Origin of the sequence: Stenotrophomonas sp. AN71, assembly GCF_050435725.1 — a bacterium.
Classification (GTDB): Bacteria; Pseudomonadota; Gammaproteobacteria; order Xanthomonadales; family Xanthomonadaceae; genus Stenotrophomonas.
Window position 1 is genome coordinate 1 of the sequence record NZ_JBNDKU010000022.1, and the last position, 12,901, is coordinate 12,901.

Genomic DNA, 12,901 nt, shown 5'->3' on the forward strand with positions numbered 1-12,901 from the left:
GGTAGGTCGCTTAGAGCTTGTCATGGGATTGGGTCGGGCGGGTTGGGTTCGCGGGGGGCGCCGCAAGTACGTCCCTGTAGGCTTGGCCGCGGCATCCATGCCGCGGACACCCCCGCGAACCCAACCCGCCCGACCCCCGACAGTTTCCGTGCGCGGCCAGCCCACGGAGAAGAAAAAGAAGATCAAGAGCAACAGCAACAGCAACACCGAAAAGCAAAAAGCGGCCGCTGGGCCGCTTTTGCTTTTGCTCTTCTTTTTTCTCTTGCGTGGGTGGACGCCGCAGAGATCCGTCCGAGGCCGGAGGGGTGGGGCCGGGCGGGGTATCCGCGCCATGGATGGCGCGGCTAAGCCTACAGGGATGTACTTGCGGCGTCCCCGCCTGGCCCCGCGCCTCCGGCCCAACCGATAAACCGCATTCCGCGACCCACCCACGAGGGGCTGCGCCGTTCGCGGGAACACACTACTTCGCCGGTGACATCCACATGTCGATGACCGCGCTGAACACCTCCGTCCCTGCACGATCCCGCACGCTCACTGTCACCGGCAGCGCATAGCCCTGCGCCGCCGCCACGATCGGCTGCGCCGGCAGCGCCACCGCGTGCAGCGTGCCGCGCGCCTTGGCCAGGTACTGCACCTGCATGCCCTTCGGAATCCAGCGCATGCCCCTGGGCAGCGACGCATCGACCATCAGCCCGGCGGTCAGCTCGGCCAGGTTGCACATTGCAATTGCGTGCACCGTGCCGATGTGGTTGCGCACCTTGCGGCGGTCGGCCAGCGTGCCTTCGCAGCGGCCGTGCTCCAGGCGCGTGATGCGCGGCGCGATGCTGGCGAAGTACGGCGCCTTCAGGCACACCGCGCGCGAGAACAACCAGCTGCCGGCGGGCCAGCGCTGCAGCCGGTGGTAGAGCGAGAGCAGGGGTGTGGACATGGTCGGTTTTTCCGTTCGGCGGATAAAACGACGGCGGGCCGAGGCCCGCCGTCGAGGCAACGCGTGTCGCGGGCGATCAGGCTGCCTGCGAGTGTGGGTCCTTGTGCTGGCGGTCGTAATAGCTGGCCGCGCGCAGTTCGTGGGTGTCGAAATCGTCCACGGTGATGGTGTCCAGGGTCAGTGTACGCAGCTCTTCCAGCAGGCTGCGCTCGTCCTGGGTGATCACGCCTTCGGCGACGGCCTCGTCCAGCTGGCTGTTGAAGTCCAGCGCTTCGATGCCCTTGCTCTTCAGTGCCTTCAGGAACTTGCGCTCCACCGGCTCGGCCATGATCGCCTTGCTCAGGTAGCTGTTGATGCGGCCACCCGGGTTGTTCTCGCACGGGGTCAGGAATACGCCGCTGGCGAGGCGGTCGCGGGCTTCATTCGGGGCCATCAGCAGGGCCGCCACGCGGCGGCTCAGGCGGTCGCCCGGCGCTTCCGCACGACGGCCGAGCGGGAAGATCAACGCCCACATCAGCCAGCCGATCGGACGGATCGGGAAGTTGCGCAGCGCGGCCGACAACGATTCCTCGATCTTGTGCACGCTGTCATGGAAGGCCCAGGCCAGCAGCGGCTGGTCGGCCTGCGGCGCGCCTTCGTCGTGGTAGCGCTTGAGCATGGCGCTGGTCATGTAGACGTGGCTCAGCACGTCGCCCAGGCGGCCGGACAGCGATTCCTTGAACTTCAGCTTGCCGCCGAGGGTCATCATCGAGATGTCGGCCATCAGCGCCAGGTTGGCCGAGTAACGGTCCAGCTTGCGGAAGTAGCGGCGGGTGTAGGCATCGCCCGGGGCGGCGCCGAAACGCGCACCGGTCAGGCCGAACCAGAACGAACGAACAGCATTGGAGATGCCGAAGCGGATGTGGCCGAACAGGCTGCGGTCGAAGTCCTGCAGGCCGGCGCGGGTGTCCGGGTCCTGTGCGGCCTTCATTTCCTTCAGCACCCACGGGTGGCAGAGGATCGCACCCTGGCCGAAGATCAGCAGGCTGCGGGTCATGATGTTGGCGCCTTCCACGGTGATCGCGATCGGCGCGGCCTGCCAGCTGCGGCCAGCGAAGTTGCGCGGGCCCAGGATGATGCCCTTGCCGCCGATCACATCCATCATGTCCGAGATCACTTCACGGCTCATGTTGGTGCAGTGGTACTTGGCGATCGCCGACGGCACCGACGGCACGTCGCCGCGGTCGACGGCAGCGGCGGTGGCCTGCGACAGCGCGCTGATCTTGTAGGCCTTGCCGCCGATGCGGGCCAGTGCTTCTTCCACGCCCTCGAAGCGGCCGACCGACAGGCCGAACTGCTTGCGGATGCGTGCATAGGCGCCGGTGACGGCCGCACCGGCCTTGGCACCGCCGCTGGCGGTGGACGGCAGGGTGATCGAGCGGCCCACGGCCAGGCACTCGTTGAGCATGTTCCAGCCCTTGCCGGCCATCGCCGCGCCACCGATCAGCTGGGTCAGCGGGATGAACACGTCCTTGCCGCGGATCGGACCGTTCTGGAAGGTCGAGTTCAGCGGGAAGTGGCGACGGCCGATCTCCACGCCGGCGGTGTCGCGCGGCAGCAGGCCCAGGGTGATGCCGATGTCGCGGGTTTCACCGATCAGGCCATCGGGGTCGTACATGCGGAAGGCCAGGCCGATCAGCGAAGCGACCGGGGCCAGGGTGATGTAGCGCTTGTCGAAGGTCAGTTTGACGCCAAGCACCTGCTCGCCGTTCCACTCGCCCTTGCAGACGATGCCGTAGTCCGGGATCGAGGTGGCATCGGAGCCGGCGAACGGACCGGTCAGGCCGAAGCAGGGCACTTCGCGGCCATCGGCCAGACGCGGCAGGTACTGGTCCTTCTGTTCCTGGGTGCCGTAGTGCACCAGCAGTTCACCCGGGCCCAGCGAGTTGGGCACGCCCACGGTGGAGCTGACCACCGAGGACACCGAGGCCAGCTTCTGGATCACCTTGTGGTGGGCCAGCGCTGAGAAGCCCAGGCCGCCGTATTCCTTCGGGATGATCATGCCGAAGAAGCGGTTCTTCTTGATGAAGGCCCACAGTTCCGGCGGCAGGTCGGCGTGGACGTGGGTGATTTCCCAATCGTTGACCATCGTGCACAGCTCTTCCACCGGGCCATCGAGGAAGGCCTGTTCTTCGGCGGTCAGCTGCGGCTTGGGGTAGTTGAGCAGGATGTTCCAGTCCGGATCGCCGGTGAACAGCTCGCCCTCGAAGCCGACCGAGCCGGTTTCCAGCGCGATGCGCTCGGTCTGCGACAGCGGCGGCAGCACCTTGCGGAACACCTTCATCATCGGGCCGGTCAGCAGCGGCTTGCGGATGAACGGCAGCAGCAGCGGCACGGCGATCACCGCCAGTACGGCGGCCGCGACGATCGTGGCGGTCTGGTTGACATAGGGAATGAACCAGCAGGCGACCAGCAGGGCCACGCTGATCAGCGTCCAGGTAACCAGCCGCATGCGGTGGTAGGCGACGAACGCGCCTGCCAGCAGCAGGGCGAGGAAGGGAAGAACGATGCTCATGAGCGTGCTCCGGTGACGTGCTCGTTTGTGGCGGACGAAGCCGCAGCGTCTGCTGCGGGCAACACGTCCAGATAGTCCAACACAGTAGCGGTAAAGGCGTCGTTGTCGTCGCCGGCGACCATATGCGTGGCCTGCGGCAGCTGTACATGGCGCGCGTGCGGCGCCAACGCCAGGAATTCGGCCACGGTCTGCGGGGTGACCAGGTCGCTGCGACCGCCGCTGACCAGCAGCAGCGGGCACTTCACCTGGCGCGCAGCCTCGGCCAGCGCATCCTGGTGCTGTTCGCTGTCGCGGGCCAGCTCGGCCACCAGGCGTGGGTCCCAGTGCCAGCGCCAACGGCCGTGGCCGTCCTCGCGCAGCAGTGCACGCAGCGACTGTTCGGATTTGCGCGGGCGGTGCGGCATGTAGGCCGAAATCACGTCGGCGGCCTGGGCCAGCGATGCGAAACCGTCGGGATGGGCGGTCATGAAGGCCAGGATGCGTTCGACGCCGGCAGTGTCCCAGCGCGGGGTAATGTCGACCAGCACCATCGCCGAGAACAAGCCCGGCCAGCGCGATTCGGCCAGCAGGCCGAACAGGCCGCCCATCGAGGCTGCCACCAGCACCGGCGGGCGCGGCTGTTCGCCGGCCAGTACGATCAGGTCATCGGCAAACTGCTCGCCGTGGTAAGCCAGGTCGGCAGCATTCCAGTCGGAATCACCATGGCCGCGGGCGTCGTAGGCCAGCGTCTGCAGGCCGGCCGCGTTGAGTGCGCGGGCGGTCGCATTCCACGCATGGCGGGTCTGGCCGAAGCCGTGGGCGAACAGCACCCTGCCACGCCGGCCGTGGTCGCTGGCGGTCGCCGCCAGACGTGCGCCATGTGCGGCGTCCAGGCGCAGGTCGTGGAACGTAGCGGGAGTAGGGGGTGTGACCATACTTGATAGTATGGATCGCTGGGAGGGGAAGTCAATACTGAGGAGTATGGTGCATTGCGGCAGGCGCTCCAGTGGCCGCTGCGACGGTTTCGACCGCACTCGCGTACTGCAACGAACCCCGGCGTATGGTTAAATCAGCCCATGAATCAACCTGACGCTTCCGCCGGCGAACCGCGCGCCGGCCGCAACAGCCGCCTGAGTGCCGAAGACTGGGCCCAGGCGGCCCTCGATCTGATTGCTGAACAAGGCGTGGGCGCCGTCGCAGTGGAGCCGCTGGCGCGCCGACTCGGTGTCACCAAGGGCAGCTTCTATTGGCATTTCCCTTCGCGCGATGCCTTGCTGCAGGCGGCGCTGGAACGCTGGGAACTGTTCGAACAGGAACAGGTGTTCGGCAGCCTGGAAGACGTGCCGGACCCGCGCGTGCGACTGCGCCAGCTGTTCCAGATGGTGGCCCATGAAGTGCAGCCGCACATCATCTACAGCGAGCTGTTGAAGGCGCTGGACCACCCGATGGTGCGGCCGGTGATCGACCGCGTGTCGCAGCGTCGCCTCGATTATTTGATCGCCTCGTTCCGCCAGGCGGGTTTGAGTTCCACCGATGCGCGTCATCGCGCGCGCCTGGCCTACGCCGCTTACGTCGGCTTCCTGCAGCTGTCGCTGCAGCTGCAGCAGCCGAAGCAGGCGCGCGAGGATTTCGAAGCGTATGTCGAGCACCTGATCGAGACGCTGATTCCGAACGGATGAGTGCCCGACGATGATGCAACTGGAAGGCCGCGGCACTGCCGCGGCTTTTTTTTGCGCGCATCTCCTGCCGCACGCAGGGCGGCACAAAGAACAACGGCCCCTCTCGGGGCCGTTGCGGCATCAGCTGATCAGTGTGGCGATCAGAACTTCTGCTTGTACTGCATGTACATGAAGCGACCGATGTCGTAGCCACCGTAGTAGGAGAACTGCGAGTTCGGTGCCGAGTACATCTGCGGGCCGTAATGGTCGAACACGTTACGCGCACCGACGGCGATGGTCGCATTCCACGGCGCGTTCCAGGAAACCTGGACGTCGTGGAACATGGTCGAGCCACGCTTGTTCATCGGCTGGTCGCGCACCGGGTCCGGCGAGCCGAAGTCCGGCAGGCTGCACTCGTCGCTGTAGTAGCAACGTTCCTTGACGCTGGAGAAGTAACGGGTACCCCAGGTCACGCCCCAATCGCCACGCTCCCAGCCCAGCACCAGGTTCGAACGCAGGCGGAAGTTGCTGCCAAAGCCGTTGAGCACAGACACCGGAACCGAAGCGGCGTTGGTGGTCTTCAGCACGTTCTTGGTGACGTAGCTGTTCTGCAGGTTGGCGTTGAAGCTACCCCAGCTGTCGGTCTCGAAGCGGTAGGCCACGTCGAAGTCGAAGCCTTCGGTTTCCTGGTAACCGGCGTTACGCGGTGCGTAGGTCAGGTTGATCACGTTGTGACGGTTCGGATCGCGGGTGAACGAGTTGCAGCGTTCGGCGATGCCGAGCACGTAGCAGTCGTTCAACTGGTCATCCGGGCTGTCGGTGACGATGGTGTTGGTGATCTTGATGTTCCACCAGTCCAGGCTCAGGTTCAGGCCCTGGGCGAAGGTCGGGCTCCACACCAGGCCGACGGTCTTGGACTTGGACTTTTCCGGGGTCAGGTTCGGATTGGAGACGGCGTTGAACGGATCCGGCGTCTGCTCATCCGGACCGCTGGCCGGCACATAGCCCTGGCGCAGCTGGCGGAAGGTGCCGGAGGTCGGGCCGATGGCCGCGGCGCAGCGGGCTGCCACACCCGGCTGGCCGGTCGAACCGAAGTCGGTATCGCACGGATCGGTGAAGTACGCGAAGGTCTGCGAGCTGCCACCGTACAAGTTGTCGATGGTCGGCGCACGGAAGCCTTCGGCGTAGGTCGCACGCACCAGCAGCTGGTCGATCGGCTTCCACTTCAGGCCGAACTTGTTGTTGGTGGTGTTGCCGAAGGTGTTGTACTTCGAGTAACGGGTCGCGGCGTTGAAGCTCAGTTCCTTGGCACCCGGCAGGTCGGCCAGGATCGGAACATTCAGCTCCAGATAGACTTCGTTGACGTTATAGCCACCACCGGTCGGGCCGGCGGCCAGATCGGTCGAGTAGCCGGTCTGCGACAGGGCGTCCGGATTGTACGAACCCTTGTCTTCGCGGTACTCGTAACCGAGCGCGAAGCCCAGGTCGCCGGCGGGCAGGGTGAACAGGCTGCCGGCGATGTTCGCGTAGTAGGTCTTGGTGGTGACTTCACCGGTGTTCTTGGTGGTCGGGAACAGGAACTGCTGCAGATCCGGGTTGCCGGTCAGGCCACCGTCGCCAGTGCGGCCGTACGGAATGGCCGGGTTCCACGGCAGGCAGCCGCCAGCACCCGGGCCATAGATCGGGTTGGAGCCGTCGACCAGGCCAGCAGCGCTGCCGCATTCGACGCGGCCGGTGGCCGGGTTGTAGAACGACGGACCGGTGGCTGCGTTGACTGCCAGCACGTTGTAGTTGCCGGTCTGGCTCTGCAGGTTCTCCGAGTTCTGGTAGATGTAGCCGGCTTCCCAGTCGAAGTACTTGTCATTGAACTGGAAGCTGCCCTGCAGGGCGCCGGTGAAGCGGAAGGTGGTCAGCTTGTTGGTCGACAGGCGCGGCACTTCCCAGCCACGGCGCATGAAGCCCATGTCCTTGCCGAACGGGTTGTAGTAGCTGTCGGCATCCCACTTGGCACCCAGACGCTCATACGAGGCGGACTGCAACGGGTAGCCGGCCACCTGGGCCTGCGACTCGCGACGGGTGTACAGCAGGTCGGAGACGAAGCGGATGTTGTCGGTCAGGTCGTACTGGACGTTGGCGAACACCGAGCGACGCTTGGTCGGCGTCAGCAGGTGCATCTGCGTGTTGGAGTTGCTGGTGTCACCGGTGATGCCGGCGAAGTCCTGGTCGTGGTACTGGTTGACGTCGCGGTAGTTGCCACCGCGGTTCAGGACGAGCCAGTCATCGGTATCCGGATCGATGATGGTGCCCCACTGGCTGACCGGGCTCCAGTTCTGGGCCGGGTGGAAGGTGGTGCGCGGATAGCGGCTGAACCAGCGGTCCTTGGCCCACACTTCCTTTTCTTCGGCGTACTCGGCGCCGATGGTGATCGAACCACGGTCACCGGTGAAGCCGGCCACGAAGTCGTAGCTGGTCTTCTGGCCGTCGCCTTCGCCGTACTGGCCGACGTAGGCATTGGCTTCCAGCCCCTGGAAGTTCTTGCGGGTGATGATGTTGATCACGCCGGCGATCGCGTCGGAGCCGTAGATCGACGAAGCGCCGTCCTTCAGCACGTCGATGCGTTCGACGATGGCCGACGGAATCTGCGAAACGTCCTGCAAACCGCTGACGCTGGCGCCGAGGCGCTTGCCGTCGACCAGCACCAGGGTGCGCTCGGCACCGAGATTGCGCAGATCGATGTAGAAGCCACCGACGGCTTCGCCGGAGGACAGCGGCTCGGAACGGCTGATGGCCGGGCTACCGGCGGCTGCAATGTTCTGCAGGACGTCGGCGACGGTCTTGAAGCCACTCTTCTCGATCGAAGCGCGGCTGATGCTCAGAACGGGCTGGGCGGTTTCGGTATCGACCTGGCGGATGCGCGAACCGGTGACCTCGATACGGTCGAGGTTGGTGGCTTCCTGGGCGTGGGCCGTCGCGGTGGTGGCACCGGCGACAAGCGCGATCACAACTGCATCACGCAGCTGACTGGACTTGAGTTTCATTGGCTCTCTCTCTCCAAGAAATCTTGGCTGGGGTTAATGCCCGGCGGGGGAGCGAAAAAGCGCTCCCAAATCGCGAGGCTGACCCGATAGTAACGGGCGTTCGCCAAGAATTAAAGCTGTGTTAATCAAATCTGTGATTTTGGTGAAATTTCTCATTGGTTAGCAAAATCAATGCTTTGCAAGTATTGAGATGTCGACATGCCTCGTTTGTTAACGCAGAATGATGAAAAAAGTTTCGTTTGATATGTACCGCAGTATGTCGGTGCGTTTGATTCCGTATCCCGGTCGTGATACCGACCCGTCCAGCGGACTGCAGGCGCACATATGCAACGGGCGCCTTTCGGCGCCCGGGAGCAGGTCACAGCAGAAGCTGGGTGGGGATCAGAGATCCTGTTCGTAACGCACATACGGCACGGTGCCGTCGTCGTTGCTTTCATTGCGCGGTGAGAACGGATTTTTGCCGCGGCTGATCACATTTTCAGCGCCGACGGTGAGCTGGCCGGACCACGGTGTGCGCCAGGTCAGGCCGATGCCCAGGCCTTCCCATTTGCCCGGCTTGCCCGGCACGTCGACCACGCGGCCGATGATGCTGCCGGTGAAGTTGCCGTACCCGGCGCCGATGCTCAGGCTCTTGCTGTCCCAGCGATCGACGAGGGCCGGTGACGCGTCTGCCAGCGGTACCAGGCGAGCCTTGGCGTACGTGCCGGCAATGGAAACGAAGCCTTCGCGGCCGATGTTCCTCTGCGCGAACACGGTCAGGTCGTTCTGCTCGGCGCGCAGGGAAGGGGTCTTGTTCGGGCCCGACAGCCAGGCCGGCAGCGTTTCGCGGCCGGTACCGGCGGTGATGCCCAGGCGGTTGTTGCCACGGTTCAGCGCGGCGGTGCCGCTGAAGCGACGGCTGTTCAGGTCGTCGTCGTCGCCCAGGCTGGCCAGCATGCAATGGCTGGCAAGGCCGCTGATGCTGGTCCCGCTGCTGCTGTTGCAGAGCAGGCCCAGCGAATCACCGGAAGACAGGCCGAAGGCCGCATCCAGTGAATTACGGCCGAAATGCCAGCGGGCGCCCGCCGCCTGTTCGCCGGTCGGCTCCAGGTACAGCAGGGCCTCGACCTTGCCGCTGCCCTTGTTCCACACCGGCAGTACCGTACGGGTGTCCTTGCTCTGCGCATGCACGCCCGTGATCGCGCCAAGGGCGATCAGCAGGGCCAGCGGTAGACGCAGGAAGGTACGCATCGGACCAGTTCAGACAGGGACAGGCAACGGAAGTTCCCGTGGGGACGGGAACTTGATCCTAGGGTGTTTATGAATTCTTAACAAGCCTTGATCCTCCCCAGGTACAAGACTGCCGTTTTACTGAAGTCGTTCAGGCGCCGGTACTGCCCCCTTGGCGCCGTGGAACAGTATGCCGAACTCCGTCAATGGAAAGTGATACTCACGCCCACAGAATTCGCAACGTACCTCGACCGCGCCGGTGTCTTCGGCGGCAGCACGGGCCTCGTCTTCCCCAAGCGACTGCAGCATGCCGGCAACCCGCTCACGCGAGCAGGAGCAGGCGAAGGACAACGGCTTGTCACCCATCAGTTCCGGGCGCTCCTCGTGGAACAGGCGGTGCAGCAGCTGCTCGGCCGGGGTTGCCAGCAGCTCGGCCTTGCCCAGCGTCTCGAACAGGGCGCTGGCCCGTGCCCAACCATCTGCGTCGCCCTCATCGCCCGGCAGCTTCTGCAGCAGCAGGCCGGCGGCGCCATTGCGGTCGGCGGCCAGCAGCAGGCGGGTCGGCAGCTGCTCGGACTGGCGGAAATAGTCCTCGAAGGCTTCGTCCAGCTCCGGCGCGGTCAGGGCGACCAGGCTCTGGTAGCGCTGCGGCTCGCGCGGGTCCAGGCCCGGATTCTCGATGGTGATGGCGAGGATCGCATCCTCCCCCAGGCTGGACAGGTCGCGCGGTGCGTCGGCGCCTTCACTGAGCTGGGCGATGCCACGCAGGGTGCCGGCGGCAGTGCATTCGGCGAACAGGGTGCGCAGGGCGGTGCTGCTGCGCAGCTGCACCGACAAGCGGCCGTCGATCTTGGTGTGGCCGGTGAACAATGCGGAGGCGACACAGGCTTCGCCGAGCAGCTCGGCCGCGGTATCGGGGTACTGGGCGTGTGACAGGATTTCCTGCCAGGTGGCCTGCAGGTGCACATGCACGCCACGGACGCCGGCGTCGGGGAGCAGGAATCGGATCAGGGAATCGGAGTTGGCGGTCATCGGCTCACATCGCGCGTAAACGGGGGCGGTTGCCGGATAATGCGCCGACAACCAGACAGAAGAAGGATGCACCAGTAATGGGGGCAGCGGGAGAGCAGCACAAGGTAGAGGCCATGGCGGCCGCGCCGCGCCGTCGACGCTGGCGCTGGAAGCGGCTGCTGTGGCTGCCCGTGCTGCTGGCGGCCTTCAGCTGCCTGCAGGTGCTGGTGTTGCGGTTCATCGACCCGCCGGTGTCCACGGTGATGCTGTGGCGCTACGGCGAGGCGCTGGGCGAGGCCGACTGGTCCTATCGCCTGCATTACCAGTGGCGCGACCTGGACCAGATGGCGCCGAGCCTGCCGATTTCGCTGGTGGCGGCCGAGGACCAGCGGTTCCCCGACCACAACGGCTTCGACCTGCAGGCCATCGAAAAGGCTCGCGACCACAACGCCAGGGGCGGGCGCCTGCGCGGCGCCAGCACGATCAGCCAGCAGGTGGCCAAGAACCTGTTCCTGTGGCAGGGCCGCAGCTGGATCCGCAAGGGCCTGGAGGTCTGGTACACGGTGCTGATCGAGGCACTGTGGCCGAAGGAGCGCATCCTGGAGATGTACGCCAACATCGCCGAGTTCGGCGACGGTGTGTACGGTGCGCAGGCGGCAGCGCAGAAATTCTGGGGCAAGGACGCTGCCCGGCTGAGCCCGGCCGAGAGTGCGCGGCTGGCCGCCGTGCTGCCGGCACCGAGGCGCTACAACGCGGCGGCGCCGGGGCCATATGTGCAGCGGCGCGCCGCGTGGATCCAGCGGCAGGCGCGACAGCTGGGCGGGGCGGCGTACCTTTCGGAGGAGTGAGGCGCGCGTTGCCTGAGTGGCGGGCTGCTGACCTGCCGGCAACGTACAATCCGGGCATGACCCGCGAACGGCTTACGATTGTCATCGCCGCCTACAACGAGGCCCTGGCACTGCCATTGCTGCATCCGCGGCTGTGCGCGGTGCTCGACGGCATGCCCGACATCGAAGGCCACATTCTGTACGTGGACGATGGCAGCCATGACGGCACCTGGGCGGTGATCGCCGGGCTGGCCGAGGCCGATGCGCGCGTATCGGCGCTGAAGCTGTCGCGTAATTTCGGCAAGGAGGCCGCGCTGACTGCCGGCCTGGACCTGGTGCGCGAAGGGGCGGCGATGATCCTGGACGCCGATGGCCAGGACCCGCCGGAGCTGGTGCCGCAGTTCGTCGCCCGCTGGCGCGAGGGCTACGACAATGTCTACGGCACGCGCATGGCCCGCGATGGCGAGGCTTGGATCAAGCGTGCCACGGCGGCGGTGTTCTATCGGGTGATGGGACGCCTGTCGCGCACGCCGATTCCGGCCGATACCGGTGATTTCCGCCTGCTGTCGGCACGCGCGCTGAGCGCCCTGCGTGAGATGCGCGAGCGCCACCGTTTCATGAAGGGGCTCTTCAGCTGGGTGGGATTCAAGCGGATTGCGGTGCCCTATCACCGCCACGCACGCGTGGCCGGCACCAGCAAGTTCAGCCTGTGGCGGCTGTGGAACTTCGCCCTGGAGGGCATCACCGGGTTCTCGACCGTGCCGTTGCGTGCGGCGACCTATCTGGGGCTGGCGACGGCGGCACTCGCGTTCGTGTTTGGGCTGTGGGTGATCCTCAAGGCGGCGCTGTACGGTGACCGGGTTGCGGGCTGGCCCACGATGATGGCGGTGATCCTGTTCCTGGGCGGCGTGCAGTTGATCGCGCTGGGCCTGATCGGTGAGTACCTCGGGCGGCTCTATGAGGAGTCCAAGCAGCGGCCGTTGTACCTGGTTGACGCGTGGCTAGCATCGTCCGTGGCAGACTCGGCCCTGCAACCCACCCTCGGAGGGCAGGCAGATGACGACGGTACGGCAACTGTTGGACGGCAAGTCTCCTGAAGTACACGCGGTCGCGCCGGATGCGGCGGTGATCGATGCGATCCGGTTGATGGCGGAAAAAGGCATCGGGGCGGTGCTGGTGATGGACGGGCCGCGATTGGTCGGCATCCTGTCCGAGCGCGATTACGCGCGCAAGATCGTGCTGCGCGATCGTTCTTCCCGCGATACCGCAGTGGCGGAGATCATGACGGGGCAGGTGGTGACGGTGTCGCCCGGCGAGCAGGTGGAGCATTGCCTGCAGCTGGTGACCGATTACCGCATCCGCCATCTACCGGTGGTGGAGGGCGCGCAGGTGCTGGGGGTGATTTCCATCGGCGACCTGGTGAAGTCGGTGATCGATGCGCAGCGGCGCGAGCTGGACCAGCTGCAGCAGTACATCGTCGCCGGGTGAGTTTTCCGCTGGCGGGCCTGCGGCCCGCCGGCCCGCTTTTCGAAGCTCAAAGCGAAAGCCAAAGCCAAAGCCAAAGCCAAAGCCAAAGCAGCGCCTTCCTGATACGTCGGAGGGCGGAGGGTGCGGCTGGGCAGGACACGCCGTAAACCCATCCATGGGGGCTCGATGGCGCCATCCATGGCGCCAACGGTCCTGCCCAGCCGCACCCT

10 protein-coding genes are annotated in these 12,901 nt (G+C 65.6%); 4 read left to right on the forward strand and 6 right to left on the reverse strand.

Annotated features, from left to right (window positions below):
* Positions 1 to 460: 460 nt before the first annotated feature.
* From ABH900_RS20140 to ABH900_RS20150, 3 genes are all read right to left on the reverse strand, one after another.
* Entirely contained in the window at positions 461 to 928 is a 468-nt protein-coding gene (locus ABH900_RS20140; protein ID WP_429625015.1) for a hotdog fold domain-containing protein, read from the reverse strand.
* A 76-nt stretch (positions 929 to 1,004) separates the two neighbouring features.
* The gene (locus ABH900_RS20145; RefSeq protein WP_429625017.1) at positions 1,005 to 3,482 is read right to left on the reverse strand and encodes an acyl-CoA dehydrogenase; all 2,478 of its coding nucleotides are present in this window, start codon (positions 3,480 to 3,482) and stop codon (positions 1,005 to 1,007) included.
* Entirely contained in the window at positions 3,479 to 4,396 is a 918-nt protein-coding gene (locus tag ABH900_RS20150) for an alpha/beta fold hydrolase (protein WP_429625019.1), read from the reverse strand. Before ABH900_RS20150 ends, ABH900_RS20145 begins: the two co-directional genes overlap by 4 nt.
* A gap of 141 nt (positions 4,397 to 4,537) precedes the next feature.
* Between ABH900_RS20150 and ABH900_RS20155 the strand changes: the two genes are divergently transcribed.
* Positions 4,538 to 5,140 carry a TetR/AcrR family transcriptional regulator gene (locus ABH900_RS20155; protein ID WP_006464233.1) on the forward strand — a complete coding sequence of 201 codons (603 nt, stop codon included), beginning with the start codon at positions 4,538 to 4,540 and terminating at the stop codon, positions 5,138 to 5,140.
* Between the two features lie 140 nt (positions 5,141 to 5,280).
* Here the strand turns inward: ABH900_RS20155 and ABH900_RS20160 are convergent, their stop codons facing one another.
* From ABH900_RS20160 to ABH900_RS20170, 3 genes are all read right to left on the reverse strand, one after another.
* Positions 5,281 to 8,157: a TonB-dependent receptor plug domain-containing protein gene (locus tag ABH900_RS20160; protein WP_429625020.1), complete on the reverse strand. Its 2,877-nt coding sequence runs from the start codon at positions 8,155 to 8,157 to the stop codon at positions 5,281 to 5,283.
* A gap of 381 nt (positions 8,158 to 8,538) precedes the next feature.
* Positions 8,539 to 9,387 carry a hypothetical protein gene (locus tag ABH900_RS20165; RefSeq protein ID WP_429625022.1) on the reverse strand — a complete coding sequence of 283 codons (849 nt, stop codon included), beginning with the start codon at positions 9,385 to 9,387 and terminating at the stop codon, positions 8,539 to 8,541.
* A 117-nt stretch (positions 9,388 to 9,504) separates the two neighbouring features.
* A complete protein-coding gene (locus ABH900_RS20170) occupies positions 9,505 to 10,398 on the reverse strand; it encodes an Hsp33 family molecular chaperone HslO (RefSeq protein ID WP_429625024.1) in 894 nt (297 codons plus the stop codon).
* Between the two features lie 77 nt (positions 10,399 to 10,475).
* Between ABH900_RS20170 and mtgA the strand changes: the two genes are divergently transcribed.
* From mtgA to ABH900_RS20185, 3 genes are read left to right on the forward strand one after another with little or no spacing between them, the layout of a single operon-like run.
* On the forward strand, positions 10,476 to 11,225 hold the full coding sequence (mtgA, locus tag ABH900_RS20175) for a monofunctional biosynthetic peptidoglycan transglycosylase (protein ID WP_429625026.1): 750 nt from the start codon (positions 10,476 to 10,478) through the stop codon (positions 11,223 to 11,225).
* 56 nt (positions 11,226 to 11,281) lie between these two features.
* Entirely contained in the window at positions 11,282 to 12,301 is a 1,020-nt protein-coding gene (locus ABH900_RS20180; protein WP_429625028.1) for a glycosyltransferase family 2 protein, read from the forward strand.
* Positions 12,261 to 12,692, forward strand: coding sequence for a CBS domain-containing protein (locus tag ABH900_RS20185; protein ID WP_429625030.1), 432 nt, complete (start codon positions 12,261 to 12,263; stop codon positions 12,690 to 12,692). The genes ABH900_RS20180 and ABH900_RS20185 overlap by 41 nt, the downstream gene beginning before the upstream one ends.
* Positions 12,693 to 12,901: the final 209 nt, after the last annotated feature.